The 15,502-nt window shown below is 48.1% G+C and carries 16 protein-coding genes; 5 read left to right on the forward strand and 11 right to left on the reverse strand.

What is annotated here, in order from left to right; genetic code table 11:
• Positions 1-50 precede the first annotated feature (50 nt).
• Positions 51-1,946: a sensor histidine kinase gene (locus BRW63_RS24175; RefSeq protein ID WP_073074937.1), complete on the forward strand. Its 1,896-nt coding sequence runs from the start codon at positions 51-53 to the stop codon at positions 1,944-1,946.
• A 140-nt stretch (positions 1,947-2,086) separates the two neighbouring features.
• On the opposite strand, the gene BRW63_RS24180 is transcribed toward BRW63_RS24175, so the two are convergent.
• From BRW63_RS24180 to BRW63_RS24210, 7 genes are all read right to left on the reverse strand, one after another.
• Positions 2,087-3,772, reverse strand: coding sequence for an NAD(P)H-quinone oxidoreductase subunit 4 (locus tag BRW63_RS24180; protein ID WP_181314490.1), 1,686 nt, complete (start codon positions 3,770-3,772; stop codon positions 2,087-2,089).
• 136 nt (positions 3,773-3,908) lie between these two features.
• On the reverse strand, positions 3,909-4,619 hold the full coding sequence (locus tag BRW63_RS24185; RefSeq protein WP_073074938.1) for a Uma2 family endonuclease: 711 nt from the start codon (positions 4,617-4,619) through the stop codon (positions 3,909-3,911).
• Positions 4,620-4,692: 73 nt separating this feature from the next.
• Positions 4,693-5,130 (reverse strand): type II toxin-antitoxin system VapC family toxin, encoded by a 438-nt coding sequence (locus tag BRW63_RS24190; RefSeq protein WP_073074939.1) that lies wholly within the window; start codon positions 5,128-5,130, stop codon positions 4,693-4,695.
• Complete coding sequence (locus BRW63_RS24195; protein ID WP_083583220.1) at positions 5,131-5,457, reverse strand: hypothetical protein; 327 nt, start codon at positions 5,455-5,457, stop codon at positions 5,131-5,133.
• Between the two features lie 105 nt (positions 5,458-5,562).
• A complete protein-coding gene (locus BRW63_RS24200; protein WP_143162111.1) occupies positions 5,563-5,865 on the reverse strand; it encodes a hypothetical protein in 303 nt (100 codons plus the stop codon).
• Positions 5,866-5,926: 61 nt separating this feature from the next.
• On the reverse strand, positions 5,927-7,132 hold the full coding sequence (locus BRW63_RS24205) for a DUF4336 domain-containing protein (protein WP_073074941.1): 1,206 nt from the start codon (positions 7,130-7,132) through the stop codon (positions 5,927-5,929).
• A gap of 154 nt (positions 7,133-7,286) precedes the next feature.
• Entirely contained in the window at positions 7,287-8,066 is a 780-nt protein-coding gene (locus BRW63_RS24210) for a 3'-5' exonuclease (RefSeq protein WP_223257497.1), read from the reverse strand.
• 163 nt (positions 8,067-8,229) lie between these two features.
• Here BRW63_RS24210 and BRW63_RS24215 point away from each other — a divergent pair, with 163 nt between their 5' ends.
• The 4 genes from BRW63_RS24215 (at position 8,230) to BRW63_RS24230 (ending at position 12,970) form a co-directional block, all read left to right on the forward strand.
• Complete coding sequence (locus BRW63_RS24215; protein ID WP_068817386.1) at positions 8,230-8,511, forward strand: HU family DNA-binding protein; 282 nt, start codon at positions 8,230-8,232, stop codon at positions 8,509-8,511.
• 142 nt (positions 8,512-8,653) lie between these two features.
• Positions 8,654-10,285: an alpha-D-glucose phosphate-specific phosphoglucomutase gene (locus tag BRW63_RS24220; protein ID WP_073074943.1), complete on the forward strand. Its 1,632-nt coding sequence runs from the start codon at positions 8,654-8,656 to the stop codon at positions 10,283-10,285.
• A gap of 83 nt (positions 10,286-10,368) precedes the next feature.
• The gene (gene topA, locus BRW63_RS24225; protein WP_073074944.1) at positions 10,369-12,513 is read left to right on the forward strand and encodes a type I DNA topoisomerase; all 2,145 of its coding nucleotides are present in this window, start codon (positions 10,369-10,371) and stop codon (positions 12,511-12,513) included.
• Positions 12,514-12,646: 133 nt separating this feature from the next.
• Positions 12,647-12,970: a hypothetical protein gene (locus BRW63_RS24230; protein ID WP_073074945.1), complete on the forward strand. Its 324-nt coding sequence runs from the start codon at positions 12,647-12,649 to the stop codon at positions 12,968-12,970.
• A 272-nt stretch (positions 12,971-13,242) separates the two neighbouring features.
• Here BRW63_RS24230 and BRW63_RS24235 read toward each other — a convergent pair whose 3' ends face one another.
• The 4 genes from BRW63_RS24235 to BRW63_RS24250 all read right to left on the reverse strand — a co-directional run bounded on the left by BRW63_RS24235 (position 13,243) and on the right by BRW63_RS24250 (position 15,329).
• Complete coding sequence (locus tag BRW63_RS24235; RefSeq protein WP_073074946.1) at positions 13,243-13,527, reverse strand: DUF427 domain-containing protein; 285 nt, start codon at positions 13,525-13,527, stop codon at positions 13,243-13,245.
• Positions 13,528-13,655: 128 nt separating this feature from the next.
• Positions 13,656-13,883, reverse strand: coding sequence for a zinc ribbon domain-containing protein (locus BRW63_RS24240; protein WP_223257498.1), 228 nt, complete (start codon positions 13,881-13,883; stop codon positions 13,656-13,658).
• A 34-nt stretch (positions 13,884-13,917) separates the two neighbouring features.
• Positions 13,918-14,145 carry a hypothetical protein gene (locus BRW63_RS24245; RefSeq protein ID WP_073074947.1) on the reverse strand — a complete coding sequence of 76 codons (228 nt, stop codon included), beginning with the start codon at positions 14,143-14,145 and terminating at the stop codon, positions 13,918-13,920.
• Between the two features lie 356 nt (positions 14,146-14,501).
• Positions 14,502-15,329, reverse strand: a complete 828-nt coding sequence (locus tag BRW63_RS24250; RefSeq protein WP_073074118.1) for an IS982 family transposase — start codon at positions 15,327-15,329, stop codon at positions 14,502-14,504.
• Positions 15,330-15,502: the final 173 nt, after the last annotated feature.

The raw sequence follows: 15,502 nt of genomic DNA on the forward strand, positions 1-15,502 counted from the left end.
ATTCAGACATTTATTGAACCTGGTGCCGATCGTGACAGGAGGTTTGCGGATTGCAAAATGATACCTTCACCCAGAAAATCAGAATTTCTCTAGATCGCTTATTAGAACTAGGATTGAGCGCAAATGCTTGCTCGGAGCAAGAGGCGCTGTTAGAACATTTGCAGTTCCATGCCACCGCTATTGCCGATCTGCAAGCTCTAGTGGTGAGGTTGCAGGCGCAAAATCAGGAGTTAAGAAGTGAGCGCAACGCGCTTAATTTAGAAAAGAACCACTATCAAGATTTATTTGAGTTTGCGCCAGATGCTTACTTTGTCACCTCTATCGATGGGGTGATTATCGAAGCCAATCAAACCACTGAGCGGTTGTTTCGAGTGGAGCGATCGTGGCTGGCCGGCTCTCCGTTGCTGAGGTTCATTGCTTCAGAAGCGCGATCGGAGTTTGCAACCTATCTGACCCAGTTTGACTCTGGCAAACTCGTAGGACGGCGAGAAGTTGGGATTCAACCCGCGCAGGGCAAAGCGTTTCCGGCTGTGTTTAAGGTCGTTGCTGTGCAAAACGGGCATGGGCAGACAGTGGCATTGCGCTGGATGGTGCGAGACATTATTGAACGCAAGCACACCGAAACCACAATTCGCCAACAGAATGCTGACTTAGAGAGCGAGATTCAAGAACAGACCGCCCAACTTGAGCAAGCTCTAGACTATCAGGCAATGCTGCGCCGCATCACCGATCGAATCCGCGATAGCTTAGATGAAAATCAAATTTTGCAAACCGTTGTCCAAGAGTTGGGATTGGTGTTGAACCTGACCGCGTGTGACACCGCGCTCTATGATGCCGCGATCGAGGTGACGATTTTATACAAATGGCTGGCAGAGACTAGAGAACTCAGAAACCCAGGGCAACCAGAAGTGCAAACCGTTCCGATCTCTGCTTATCTACCCGTTGCTGAGGCTTCGATGTTTCCAGCACTCTCAACGCTCCTTGCTCAACGATCGCAGGGCAAGCCGAGTCAGTTTTGCGAGTTAGAAACGGACGATCGAGCAGCAATTTTGCTCTGTCCGATTGTCGATAATCAAGGAGTTTTAGGCGATTTATTTCTCTATCGTCAGTCTCAAAATGCGTTTAGTCAGTTAGAAGTTGCGCTAGTGCATCAGGTGGCGAGTCAGTGCGCGATCGCCGTTCGTCAGGCTCGGCTTTATCAAACAGCGCAGATTCAGGTCAAAGAGTTAGCGCACCTTAATCAAATCAAAGACGAGTTTCTCAGCACGGTTTCCTACGAGCTTCGCACCCCGATGGCGAATATGAAAATGGCAGCTCAGATGCTCAACGTCACACTCAAGCAAACCGGAAATCAAGACACCAAAGCCGATCGCTATCTCGAAATTTTGCAGAATGAGTGCGATCGAGAAGCCAAGCTGATCGAAGATTTGTTAGATCTTCAGCAACTCGATACCAACACCATGTCTCTGTTGCTATCAGCAATTCCGGTAGAAGAATGGTTGCATTACGTGGCAAATCCTCTGCTAAAACGGTTTGAGAAACACCAGCAGACTTTGAAGTTTGACGTTGGGCCAAATTTACCAGCACTCGTGTGTGATCAACTTAGTTTGTCGAGAATTGTGGTTGAACTATTAACAAATGCTTGTAAATATACACCTAATTATGAATCGGTGATTTTATCTGCTAACACCATTATCAACACAGTCCATACAGAGCCGCAAATAGTCAGAATCATGGTTTGTAACACTGGAGTTGAAATTCCAGGCGATAAAATCTCAAATATTTTTGACAAGTTTTATCGCATTCCCGAATTAGATTTTAGAAAAGAAGGCGGCACTGGACTAGGTTTGGCACTTGTGCAGAAGTTAGTCGATCGAGTCGGCGGAACGATTCGGGTTGAAAGCGGCAATCTGCGAACGTGTTTTATGGTGGAATTGCCCCTGTGAAAGCGTCTATTTAGTAACCTAAAAAAGACGGCGATCGCGATCTTTTCTCATAATAATTTCAAAAACAATTGCGATCGATCGGATGATTACGAGAGGGTAGAGCATGCCCTACCCCTACGATATCCCGTGCCCTTTTACAGCTATTTGAGCATTCCCAGAACAGGCGCTACTTCAGATTCTGCAAATCGAGGAGAAGATTCTTGAGCCAACATCGGGGGAGTTGCCTGCGCGAGTCGAGCATAAGACTGACGAACCTGAGCATTTACAGCAACCGTTTTTGCATCATAAAGTTGAGTCGCCAATTTAGGATAGAACCCAATGCCAATAATCAGCGCCAAAAAACAGCCTGCAATAAACACTTCACGAGGTCTAGCATCGCTAAACTCTGCATCTGCAGGGAGAATACAGTTGGTTCCAAAACAAACCGCACCCTGATTTTCTAGAGCCTTCAAGCCTTCACTCGTCACGTCACAGTCTGGTGCCGCACCCGCATCATAAAAGACTTGTCGCAGCATCGAGAGCAGATAAATCGGGGTCAGAATCACGCCCACCGCCGCTAAAAAGACAGTCACTGCGCGAAACGGCGAACTGTAGGCTTCGCTTGTGGTAAAACCGACAAACACCGCGATTTCACTCGCAAAACCGCTCATCCCTGGAAGCGCTAGCGATGCCATCGATGCCGCCGTAAACAGCGCAAACACTTTGGGCATCACTTGAGCAATGCCGCCCATATCATCCATTGCCATCGTGTGAGTGCGATCGTAGGTCACTCCCGCCAAGAAGAACAGCACCGACGCAATCAACCCGTGAGAAATCATCTGCAACATTGCCCCGCTAATGCCCAAATCAGTAAAAGAGGCAATGCCTAGCAGCACAAATCCCATGTGAGAAATCGACGAATAAGCGAGGCGGCGCTTCATGTTTGACTGAGCAAACGAGTTCATTGCGCCATAGACAATATTAATCACGCCTAACATCGCCAGCAGCGGCGCAAAATAAACGTGAGCATCAGGCAGCAGCCCCATATTGAGACGAATCAACCCATAGCCGCCCATTTTGAGCAGCACCCCCGCCAAAATCATCGAGACTGGAGCCGACGCTTCACCGTGGGCATCGGGCAGCCAGGTGTGCATCGGAAAAACGGCAAGCTTGACTCCAAAGGCAATCAGCAACCCTGCATAAAGCAGCAATTCTAACGCCAATGGATAATTTTTCATGCCCAGTTCGACCATATCGAAAGTGACTCGATCGCCATAAAGCGCCATTGCTAGGGCGGCAACCAGAATAAAAATAGAAGCGGCAGCAGTATAGAGCAAAAACTTGGTCGCAGCATAGCGGCGCTTTTGTCCGCCCCAGATGCAGATCAGCAGGTAAACGGGAATCAGTTCGACTTCCCACATGATGAACAGCAACACTAAATCTTGGGCGACAAATACCCCCACCTGGGCGGCATAAAGCACCAACATTAGAAAGTAGAAAAGTTTGGGTCTGCGATCGACCTGCCATGCGCCAAACATTGAAAGCGTGGTCACCAACCCAGCCAGCAGCACAAACGGCAGCGACAATCCATCGACTGAGACTGCCCAGCTTAACCCTAGTTGCGGTATCCAGTCATAGCTTTCAACTAGTTGTAGCGACGAGTTGCTGGCATCATAGTGTTTCCAAAAGGCGTAGCACATCAAGGCAAAGTCAGCGAAGCCTACGCCAAACGCATACCAGCGAATGATCTTGCCATTTTTGTCAGGCAGAAATGGAATCACTAATGAAGCGACGAGCGGCAGCAAAATAATCGTGGTCAGCCAGGGGAAGCGATCGGCTAGCAGCATGATAGGTAAAAGTACTTATCTGTGAATAACGCTATTTTATTAAACTTTGTAGCGTTTTGTTCATTAAACTTTACCCTATGCAAACATGCAAACTCTTTATAATTGCTGCATTAAGTATCAGGCATAACTTCAAGTTTTAGACTTTGTTTGGGTCGATGCCTAGCGATCGCAGCCGTTCAGCCAGTCGGTCTGCCTTTGCTTCTGCTCCGTCTGCCCGTTCTGCACCAGTGGGTATGACTTGCCCGTTGAGATTGCACCAGCGTAACCAGGTAGATTCTTGCTCCTCGAATGCTCCTTCCCAGACGGTTAAACCCAGTCCGATCGTTTGTAGCCAGAAGGGTTCCGGCATTTCCACATACTGCCCTGCCGTTAGCACCCAAACTTTCAGTAGCTTGCCATTCATTTCGTCTTCTCGCTGAAGCTGCTGCAATGGGTCGAAAACAACATAGTAGGCGATGCCAATCCGGGCGTAATCGTCTTTTTTCGAGTCCAACTCGTTGCCTTTACGGTTAGAAACAATCTCGATGCAAACTTCTGGAACTTTACCGAATTCCCAGACGAAATAGGAGCGGTTTTGCTTTTGGCTCCAGTCAGCAGGCATCGTGACATTCAAGCTCAAAAAGGCATCTGGTACGATCGGGTCTTGTTTTATCCCATAGAACACGCCCACATTTGTGGCTGCGATAAAAGAGGCATCCGATGACCACGAGCTGTAGAGTGGCTCGACTAGTAGCCGCTGTTGCTTTTCCGATTGAAAGTTGTCCACAGGGGTATCGTCCTCGATGACCAGATGGCTGATGTCAAGCTCAGTGACGATTTCTTCATCGTTGAGAAGTTGTCCAGTCATGGGCGATAACCAAACCCGATAATTTATTATTGTCTAGATTTTGAATAGGAGCCTGACAGGACACCATAACCTTTTAGAGCGATGTCGGATCAACCGTAGTGATTTCTAAATATCGCTTGAAGTCACGAGTGTTAAACGTCAGTATGTTAGTTAATCCATGCACGAGCATCGCAGCAACAAGCCTTGCATCATGGACATTGACACCTCGAACAGCGTAGCTACTTACCAGTCGCTCCCATTTTGGATAAATCGCAGCGCTATCCGGCAAGAGCATAAAAAAAGATTTGAGTTGACGAATTTCTGCTCTGGCTGCTTCTGGTGTCCGTCCTAATCCATTGCGTTCTAGCGGGCGGGTGTAGACGTTCCAAAATTCGATGAGATTTTGCGGGATAATGTGAAGTTGCTCTCCCTGTCTGCGTAGGTGAGTCAGGGCACATACTGAGGCAGGGTTCATTGGGTGATTTGGAGCAAGGCTGCGTAACAGAAGATTTGTGTCGATCAGAAAGGGCATTTAGCGATCGTCTCCGTAAATGCTCTCTCGGCTGATTGCTTCCTCGGACAGCGGCGGTAGTCCAAGCTCACGATGTCCTTCAACCCACTCAGTAAATTGCTGTATCCATGCTTCTGGGTTATTTTGTGTATCTGAGTGAGCCTCTCGCAAGTCAAATAAATTTGCTATCAACGTCTGGAGACGAGGTTTAATTTGTTCAGAAGGCAAGCGAGTCAGTTTGGATAGAATTTGCGTCACCGTTTCTAAATCTTCTGGATTTTCTTTTTCCATAAAGCTAACCTGATTAGTCAGTTGTGATTGCTCGTCTTCAAATGAATGTTCTGCCATAATGTCTGATGGTAAATGACTCTTAGATCATAACTCAATGGTCGTTTCTCTAATTTGACTGCTTAGTTTGCACTCATTCCGCATCTCGTGGGTTAATCGACAGTATTAATACCTCTTAATCACACCATCCGTTCTTTCAACATTCTTGACCATTTGCTCTAACCAAACATAGGCTTCTTGATCTGAATTTTCATTAATAACTTGATTGGCATCATAATGAACTAGTTGAAGCGGCTGTCCGGGAAGAAGGCTTTGATTGCAGATAGCAGACGAAATTTTTACCCAGTTTTGACGATATGCCTGCTGTGCCACAATTTTTTGCTTCGCTTTACTGATTGCAATCACGTAGTCTTCATAATTAAAAAATTGCCGGAGAAACATTTGAAGTAATTCGTAATCATTGTTCACATTAATTCTCCCGGTTGTTGCTGAACGGCGTTATTACCGTAAAAACATTAATCCTAAAACTCTATACCTTTCCTCTAGGTGGCGTGACACCCGATCGGTTCAGTCGGGCTTCAATTTGCCATAACAGTGCAAAGTCTTCTTGGGGTAGCGTTGCGATCGCCGCTTCTTCCAAAAAGCTAAAGGCTTGTCGAAACTGTTGCGGAGTGGCAGCGATCGGAGCGTCTAAATGACAGGGAATGACTCGCACAAAGTCCCATTTTGCAACCTGGTCAGCCCATGCGAGGGTTTGCTCTGGCGATCGGTTGAGAATGATCGTTTGCAGAATTGGAGCTACAAATAGTCTTCCGTTTCCTCGCAGTGCTTCAAACGATCGCTGCCAGTTTTCTCGCCATTTGAACGGAAACAGTCCAAAGTAGGCTTTTTTGGAGCGATCGGAGGCTTTCAAAGCATCGCGCAAGACGTGTCCGAGTCCCAGGGTTTCCAGCGCGCTCGGACTGAAATAAAACGCAAAGAGGGCTGATCGCCACCAGCCTTTTTGGCGATTGAGTGGGGTATCTTCGATCACATCAGAGGCGTGATCTTTGGCGTGAAAAAGTAGTGGATAAGTGTCAAGCTGAACGATCGCGGGCGGATCTTCTGGAACCGAAAGGACTGAATCGGTGACGAGGAGCGTCTGCGATCGCCGATGAAAAAATGCCACTTCTCCAAACGAGCCCGCTCCCAAATTGATGTCTAGAATCGCGTAGTCAAAGTCATGGCAAAAAGGCGCTTTGTTGCTGTCTTCTAGAAGCGTTTGAGTCCGCTTTGCCGGAAACCCAAGCCAGCTTAATGGCAGATCGATCGGAAAGCTCCACTGATGCGGGGCGACAAAGATCTGAGCGTTGGGAAACTGTCGGGCGAAGGGGCCCACAAAAACTTTGTGTTCTAGACCCGATGAAGTTGGCAGAATGACGTATTTTACGTCTCCGTGTTCTGCCACTAACTCTTTGACGAGTCGAATACATTCTGGAGTGGGCGCGATCGGGGCATAAACCAGCAATCCCCCAGCTTCGAGCTTGATCACCGTCATCCGAATCGGCACGACCACATAAAAAATTCCTTGAATCTGGTCAAACGTCCAGATCGTGTCTTTGACGACTTCTTTGCGAAGCGTTCGTCGTTTGCCGTAGGGATAGAGCGGCACCACTTGCCAAAACCGCCATGACCAGTCATCAGGATGGGTCTCTGATTGAACTTCTGGTTCTGTCTGGTTTTTGACACGTTTCATAACCGCTCCGCTTTGCCTGATCTCATCCTAGCAATCTCTGTCTCAAGCAGGTCTAGAGCCTGATTTGAATCTAGAAGATCGATAAGTACCAGAAACCCTGGCAGGTTTGATAGTCGTTAGTCATGAAGATTTAATTTCTTATCTAAAACAGTCTTTAAAAGAGCGATAGCTGTTCTCCCAAATCTTGTTTGATCAGTGGCTCGATCGCGCCTCGTCGATACATCAAAGCTCCACTGCGACGAGAAACGCGCGGCTCGAACCCAGCAGTGGCTAATCGAGTTTGGGCAATCTTAGTCGAGCAATTCAGCAATTCAGCCGCTTTTCTTAACGGCAACCACTCTTTGGCAAATCTCGCTAACAAGACTTGATCGTCCTCCTGTTGGATCTCTTTTAATAACTGTTCTGCCAATAGCCAACAGGCGATCGTATCGGCTTCTGCGCGATGCGATCGCCCCACCTTAAATCCAAAACGTCTCACGAGATCGGGCAATCTTCGAGAGGGCAAATCGGGCAGCATCAAACGAGACAGCGCCACAGTGCAGAGTTGCTCATGGGCAGGGCGAGAAAACGAGACGTGCAACTGCTCATATTCAAACTGAATAAATGAGTAATCAAACTCAAGGTTGTGTCCTGTCAAAACGCCCGTATTCAGCAGCGGCAAATATTGCTCCCACACTTCAGCCGGGGCAAGTGCCGTCTCTACCATGCTTTGAGAAATTCCTGTAAATTGCACAATCTTTTCAGGAATCAAAACATCAGGATTGATCAAATGAGTCTGCTGATGTTGAATGCCGTCTTGAAGACTAGCTTTTAGAGCCGAAATCTCAATGACTCGGCTCTCAGGAGGCTGGTAGCCCGTAGTCTCAACGTCCACAACTGTAAAGGTTTGTTGACTGATACGGCGATAGTCGGCTAGGAGGTCAGTAGACAGCAAGACGTGACTCAACGAATAGGATAGGGATGCGGATTCTGAGTGCTAAAGGTTACAGCTTTGGGTTCGATCGCTCTCAGAAATCGCAATTTTACTAGTTTAGTACACTTGCACAGTCTGAAACCCTGCACTACAATGGCGGCGATTGTCTTGAGAGGAAATTTTTATGAACAAAGGTGAACTGGTTGATGCGATCGCGGCAAAAGCATCTGTGACCAAAAAAGAAGCGGACGCAATTTTAACGGCGACGATCGATTCGATTTTAGAAGCGGTTGCCAGTGGCGATAAAGTCACGCTAGTCGGCTTTGGCTCTTTTGAAGTCAGAGATCGTCAAGCCCGCGAAGGGCGGAACCCCAAAACGGGTGAGACGATGCAAATTCCGGCAACTCGCGTTCCTGCCTTTTCTGCGGGCAAATCCTTTAAAGATCGGGTTGCTCCTGACAAATAGAGGTTATAAAGGTTACGGGGTCAGGGACTAGACGTAAAACTCAATCTGGCACCTGACCCCTAACTCCTAACCTCTTCTTAGCTTAAACGAAGTAAGCTTATCAATTAAAAGCCCCGCCAACCCTTCGGCACGAGTTCTGTAAATGAATATTGAAACCGTTACCACTCAACCCTTTTCAGACCAGAAGCCAGGAACTTCTGGATTGCGAAAACTCGTGACTGCTTTTGAGCAGCCCCACTATCTCGAAAACTTTATCCAATCTACGTTTGACAGTCTGGAAAACTATCAGGGACAGACGCTAGTCTTGGGCGGAGATGGACGCTATTACAATCGGCAGGCGATTCAAACTATTCTCAAGATGGCGGCGGCAAACGGGGTTGGACGGGTGAAAGTCGGTCAAGGTGGCATTTTATCGACTCCGGCAACGTCTTGTGTGATTCGTCAATCGGGGGCTTTTGGGGGGATTATCCTCTCAGCAAGTCACAACCCTGGCGGCCCAGATGGCGATTTTGGGGTGAAATATAACATTAGCAACGGCGGGCCTGCCCCCGAAAAAGTGACAGAGGCGATCTTTGCCCGCAGTAAAGTGATTGATCACTACAAAATTGTCATGGCTCCAGATATCGATTTAGATACATTAGGAGAGTCTCAGATCGGCGAGATGGTGGTTGAGGTGATTAACTCAGTTGCCGATTATGCCAAGCTGATGGAGTCATTGTTTGACTTCGATCGCATTCACCAACTCTTAACCGGGTCGTTTCGGATGTGCATGGATTCAATGCACGCCGTCACCGGGCCTTATGCCCACGCGATTTTTGAACAGCGATTAGGCGCACCTGCTGGAACCGTGCAAAATGGCATTCCGCTAGAAGATTTTGGCGGCGGACATCCCGATCCCAACCTGGTTTATGCTCACGATTTAGTAGAAGTTTTGTTTGGGGAGAATGCCCCTGATTTTGGGGCTGCTTCAGATGGCGATGGCGATCGCAACATGATTTTAGGGCGCAAGTTCTTTGTCACGCCGAGCGATAGTTTGGCGGTGTTGGCAGCAAATGCGACATTAGTTCCAGGCTATCGAGAAGGGTTAGCGGGAATTGCCCGATCGATGCCCACGAGTCAAGCTGCCGATCGAGTTGCCGCAAAGTTAGGCATTCCCTGTTACGAAACGCCGACTGGATGGAAGTTTTTTGGTAATTTACTCGATGCCAATCAAGCCACGATCTGCGGTGAAGAAAGCTTTGGAACTAGCTCTAATCACATTCGCGAAAAAGATGGATTGTGGGCAGTGCTGTTTTGGCTCAACATCTTAGCGGTGAAGCAGCAATCCGTTGAGGAGTTGATGCAAGACCATTGGAAAACCTACGGTCGAAATTATTATTCTCGCTATGACTATGAAGGGGTTGAGAGCGATCGGGCAAACACGTTAGTGGCAAATCTTCACGCTCAACTTCCGACGCTTAAAGGCAAAAAGTTTGGCGATCGAAAAGTTGAATTCAGCGATGACTTTAGCTACACCGATCCGATTGATGGCAGCATTAGTCAAAATCAAGGCGTTCGGATTGGCTTTACCGATGGCTCTCGCATTGTGTTTCGCTTATCGGGAACGGGAACTCAAGGCGCAACTCTTCGCGTTTATCTTGAGCAATATGAAGCTGATCCGACCAAACATCATCTCGATCCGCAAGAAGCGTTGGCTGATCTGATCGCGATCGCTGAAGAAGTGGCGCAAATTCGCACCCTCACCGGAATGGAAAAGCCGACAGTGATTACCTAGACCGCGCGAGGTTTTAACCGTTAATCCTTACAATGGGTGGTATGGGCGTTCTACTAAACGTTCTGCCATCCATTCTCTTTAAAATGCCGACTAAACTCTTTATTGTTGAAAGCCCCGGAAAAATCAAAAAACTCAGTCAAATCTTAGGATCTGATTGGATTGTCAGAGCCAGTATGGGGCACGTGCGCGAACTGGCAAATGATGGCGTTGATTCCCTGGGGTTTGATTTGACGGGCGATCGAGTGCAGTGTCGATTTGTGCCGCGTGGAGAACGGGGCAAAGACACGATTCAACAATTGCGATCAGCAGTGAAGCAAGTTCAAACAGTGGTGCTGGCAACCGATGATGATCGCGAAGGCGAAACGATCGCGTGGCACATTCAGCAAGCGTTGAATCTCAAACAGCCTCAGCGAGTAGTTTATTCGGAGATTACGCCCGCAGCCGTCAAGAAAGCGATTTCCCAACCGAGGCAGATTAACCAAAACCTCGTCCACGCCGGACTTTGCCGCACCGTACTCGATAAATTAGTGGGCTTTAAAGGGTCGCCCTTGCTTTGGCAATTGCAAAACGGTGCTAAATCAATGGGACGGGTGCAAAGCGCGGCGCTGCATATTCTCTGCGATCGCGAACGCCAAATCGAAGCCTTCGTGCCTCAAACCTATTGGAACGTCTGGGTTGACTATGCAGAAGGGTTTCGAGCATTTTATCGCGGTACAGAAACTCCTGCCGATGAAGAGGCACCCGCCGATGATGCGACCAATCCGACTGAGCGACCTGCTCAAGAATCTCAACGTGTGTTGAGTCAGGCAGATGCCGATCGGTTAGTGCAGCAAGCTCAAGCCTTTCCGCATCGGGTTCGATCCATTGATGGCAAAGTTGTGAACCGCACACCGCCGCCGCCTTTTGTGACTTCGACCTTGCAGCAAGCCGCTGGATCGCGTCTCAAATTCAGTCCTGAAAAAACAATGCAGGTGGCACAGTCACTCTATGAAGCGGGACTGATTACCTATATGCGAACTGATAGTGTTGAACTGAGTCAAGAATTCACCGAGCAAGCGCGTCAGTGGCTAATCGGACATGATGCCGAGAATGTTCCTAAAAAAGTTACCCATCATCGAAAAGTCAAAGGCTCTCAAGAGGCCCACGAAGCGATTCGCCCGACTGATGTCGATCGCGCCTCAGCCCAACTCAGATTAGAACTGTCGAGCGATGCGTTTGCCCTCTATGTTTTGATCTGGAAGCGATCGATGGCGACACAGTGTCAACCCGCACGAGTTCGACAAACCTGCATTGTGACGCAATCGGGCACGATTTTTTGGCAGGCAAAAGGTCAGGTGATCGAGTTTCAAGGCTATAGCAAATATTGGAATAATTTGAGCGCAGATGTCGAGTTGCCTATCCTGAAAGCGTCTCAGGCGTTGACCTTGGAGCGATCGGCCCACGAGCAAAAGCAAACTCAGCCTCCTCCTCGCTATAGCGAACCCAAACTAGTCCAGGTGATGGAGCGGCAGGGAATTGGTCGCCCCAGCACTTATGCGCCCACGATTCTCACGCTCAAAGAGCGGCTTTATGTAGAAGTGATCAAAGGTGCGCTACAGCCGACCGCTTTAGGTCTGGAGGTTGATTGCTTCTTAGGCGACGCATTGCCCGATTTGCTGCAATCAGAGTTTACGGCTCAAATGGAGCGATCGCTCGATGAAATTGCCGCAGGCAAACAAGACTGGCAGCGCTATCTCACCCATTGGAACGAAAGCTATTTTGAACCTGCGTTGCTGCAAGCTCAGAGCGTGATTCCTCAACATCTGACGATCAACCCTGTGCCACGATCGCAGAAACAACTTCAGACCTCACGCACTCGCTGCCCACAGTGTGAAAAGCCACTCGCCAAAATTCCTAGCCCTAAAGTCAAAAAGAAATATTTTCTCAAATGCGTAGAGGGTTGTGACGTGGTGCTGTTTTGGTCAGATCGCTCAAAACGCTGGGAAACTCCTCAACCCAAATCATCGGCTCCAGTCAGCAAGCCTCAGAACACTGACTACCCGTGTCCTATCTGCCAGCAGCCTTTAGAACAGTATGCCTACCAAAAAGAGGGGCAAGACAAAGTTTTACTGCGTTGCTCAAACCCGAAAGCTCGTGACGATCGTAAACATCAAGATGTCGTTTATTTTCACACGGCAAAGGGTTGGTGGAGTCCCAAGTTGGGAGATTTGACCGCTTCGACCCCTTGATCAACAGAACGAACATCAGTGCCATCAAAAAAATGATTGCAGAAATTAATGATCAAAATACACGCAGTTTAATTATCACGGAATGGAGTTTAGACACTAGAATGAGATTGTGATATCACCGTGGACATGAAAAATGACAGTCGCAAAAACCAAAAAGTCGATTGCTGCTAATAAAGTCGAGGCAACCGCAATTGATCAGATCGAATCACTGTTTGCAGATCTACCCGAAAAGCCTCAAGAAAACGTGTCGCTGCGAGAAGCGATCGCTGCGCTTCGAGAGCCTCTAAAAGCTTCTCTTGCAAAAGGGTATGGGTATGATGAGTTGACCAAAATTCTCAATGAAAACGGCATTGAGATTCGTTCTTCAACGCTGAAGCATTATCTGGCAACGGCTCAAAAAACATCGTCCTCTGGCACACGCAAGCCCAGAGCCAAGCGAGTTCAAAAGTCTGCTTAACTAGTTCTCTGCGGTTCTCATTCAAAAGCCCTCACTCTCGTCTCTCTTCATAAAAGAGTGGCTTGAGATGAGGGCAAAAGAGCTTGGAATTAGTTGATTTAACGTGAATTCGATGAAGCTTTTCGCTACGGTTGCAAATCCGGGCTGCCCCCTAAATCCTCCAAAATTGGGGGACTTTGAACCTAAATTCTGGGCTTGAAGTCCCCCAGAATTGGGGGACTTAGGGGGCTGAAGCGCTGAAGAACTCATCGAACTGACGTTGATTTAGGTGTTTAAACTTCGACCTTTACTCCTTTCCAAAAAGCGATGTAGCCAGCGATATTTTTGGCAGCCTCTTTTGGGGTTGGGTAATACCAGGCGGCATCTTTATTGACCTGTCCATCCACTTCAACACTGTAGTAGCTGGCAACACCTTTCCAGGGGCAGGTTGTGTGGGTGCTGCTCTCTTTAAAGTAGTCCTGCTGAATCGAGTCAGGAGGGAAATATTGATTTCCCTCCACCACTTCACAGCGATCGCTGTCTGCTAAAACGGCACCATTCCAGATTGCTTTTGGCATAGCTAACTTTAATCGATTTACAACAATGACTTTATGTTAATCGGAAAGCTCATACCACTGTGATAGGAAAGATCAATCAAGCTCTCAGTCCTCTCAATATTTTCTGTGACATACTCCCGACTCTGATGCTACGCATACAGAGCGGGCTTCTCAGTGACTCCTGCTATTGCATCGGACGTTACCTGAGCTTTATTGACGGAATGCCCTACCGCCAAATGTTTGATATTGATCGCTGCATTGTGGTCACAGTCAAGCGTCAAACCGCACTCAGGACACACATGAAGCCTGTCTGAGAGCGTCTTAGGAACTTTCGTGCCGCATTCAGAGCAGTTCTGGCTTGTGCCGTTTGGATTCACTCTCTGATTTCGCTACTCTGTCAATGCGTAAGTCTTATTTTACGAGAAGATAGCTTGCATAATTGATCCATCCTGTGAAGAGCGTAGGATTTTTGACTTTGCTAAAGCTCAGGAATGGGTAGTCTTGAGTCGCGCTGATTGGAACGGTGAGGGCTAAAAAACTGGGGATATCAAGCCGCTCAGCCACATGATATGCCCAAAGCGCAAGTTGATGAAAAATGAAGACCTCTGCACCTTGAGTCGCATCCAGTATATCACTCATTTGCTGCTTCAACAGATCGTCTTCGATCAGTTTAACTCAGATCTTGCACTATTCTCAATAGTGCCAGCGGATGGGCTTGAGAATGATTTCAAAGCCATGCTGCATCGCAATGTCCCAGTGACTCCTAATCTGATGTAGGAGGTCTTTCCAAACAACCTGCGGCAAGAGAATGACTTGGGCAAGTTCCCCTGCGGCTTTCCAATCTAGGCGCTGAGGTTTTGCCCAACAATGTGTCCAGTGTGCTAGTAACCCAAGTTGCGGGTTAGTTGGAGATGGGAGATGAGTGTGAAGCGCACTCAGGTCAACGAGTCGAACTCGCGAAAGCAGTTCGTAACCGATTGAGCGGGAGCAAAGGACTAGTCGATAAAAGCAGCTTTAAGGGTGAAAGCAACGATAAAAGTGGAAACTTTAAGCAAAAAGCCATCCATCGTCACCGCATGAATGGCTTTGGGAAATTGAACAGGAATGCCACTGAAAACAGTTTCGATGAAGTGGCGAGTGGTTTGCTTGATGTAAGCGAGAGCGGGAGAATCCGGGCGTTTGGAATTACGTTTACGAGCGACCTGTAAGGTAACAGCCTCGGTATCGCGAAGGGCATCCTCTATTTTGTAATCGGTGTAGGCAGCATCCGCATAGATTTCACTGTTTGCGGGCAGCGATAACGGCAAGGCATTGAGTCCCCGCACATCATTAGCTTCGCCGGGCAGAAAGGCAAATTCCACTGGAATGCCATCAGCGGTCGCTAGCAGTTGTACCCGAATGCCATAGAAGTAGCGCTTTTTGGATGCGATGTAGCCTCGGTAATCCTCGCATCGAACCAGACGAACTTGAGGAATCCGAATGTTGTCGCACAAGGGCACCGGAAAAGAATCGAGCCAGGATTCCGTACTCGAATGGATCGATTTGAGCACCATACCCAGACAGTCGAACAGGTCTAGTAATGGCAAAAATAACCGATGCAAGCGGCGATTAAACCGCGACTTACTCAACATCTTGGGCATCAACCCGGGTTCTTTGAGATAGTCCTGAGCATTCTGATGATTCCCACCGAAAAAGCGGGCAGAGACAAGTGCGGTGGTGATTACTTCCGCATCGCTCAGTTGCACTCGGACATCCTCCTGATGCCCAATCGCTTTGAGCAGGTCATCGGTGATGGCATAGATCGCTATAATTTCAGGAAGCATTTTTTCTCTCCAGGAGTTACAAGACCTTGGAGAGGCTTTATTTGTTTTGCTCCTGCTGCCGCTTATAACTAGCAACTCAAGTTAGTACAAAGGCGACCAGAGACAACACGAGCCAGCGGTAGAGTCCCAGCAAGGTGGATTGACCAAAGCGATGCAAACTAAAGCGATGTTTG

The organism is Phormidesmis priestleyi ULC007 (assembly GCF_001895925.1).
GTDB classification, from domain to species: Bacteria; Cyanobacteriota; Cyanobacteriia; order Leptolyngbyales; family Leptolyngbyaceae; genus Phormidesmis_A; species Phormidesmis_A priestleyi_A.

What these genes read in the sequence shown, in the direction of transcription:
- BRW63_RS24180 (WP_181314490.1), bottom strand. Translation starts at nt 3,772, where the DNA reads ATGCTGCTAGCCGATCGCTTCCCCTGGCTGACCACGATTATTTTGCTG.
- BRW63_RS24190 (WP_073074939.1), bottom strand. Translation starts at nt 5,130, where the DNA reads ATGCCCTTTCTGATCGACACAAATCTTCTGTTACGCAGCCTTGCTCCA.
- BRW63_RS24220 (WP_073074943.1), top strand. Translation starts at nt 8,654, where the DNA reads ATGAATATTGAAACCGTTACCACTCAACCCTTTTCAGACCAGAAGCCA.
- BRW63_RS24205 (WP_073074941.1), bottom strand. Translation starts at nt 7,132, where the DNA reads ATGAAACGTGTCAAAAACCAGACAGAACCAGAAGTTCAATCAGAGACC.
- BRW63_RS24185 (WP_073074938.1), bottom strand. Translation starts at nt 4,619, where the DNA reads ATGACTGGACAACTTCTCAACGATGAAGAAATCGTCACTGAGCTTGAC.
- BRW63_RS24235 (WP_073074946.1), bottom strand. Translation starts at nt 13,527, where the DNA reads ATGCCAAAAGCAATCTGGAATGGTGCCGTTTTAGCAGACAGCGATCGC.
- BRW63_RS24195 (WP_083583220.1), bottom strand. Translation starts at nt 5,457, where the DNA reads ATGGCAGAACATTCATTTGAAGACGAGCAATCACAACTGACTAATCAG.
- topA (WP_073074944.1), top strand. Translation starts at nt 10,369, where the DNA reads ATGCCGACTAAACTCTTTATTGTTGAAAGCCCCGGAAAAATCAAAAAA.
- BRW63_RS24250 (WP_073074118.1), bottom strand. Translation starts at nt 15,329, where the DNA reads ATGCTTCCTGAAATTATAGCGATCTATGCCATCACCGATGACCTGCTC.
- BRW63_RS24215 (WP_068817386.1), top strand. Translation starts at nt 8,230, where the DNA reads ATGAACAAAGGTGAACTGGTTGATGCGATCGCGGCAAAAGCATCTGTG.
- BRW63_RS24245 (WP_073074947.1), bottom strand. Translation starts at nt 14,145, where the DNA reads ATGAGTGATATACTGGATGCGACTCAAGGTGCAGAGGTCTTCATTTTT.
- BRW63_RS24230 (WP_073074945.1), top strand. Translation starts at nt 12,647, where the DNA reads ATGACAGTCGCAAAAACCAAAAAGTCGATTGCTGCTAATAAAGTCGAG.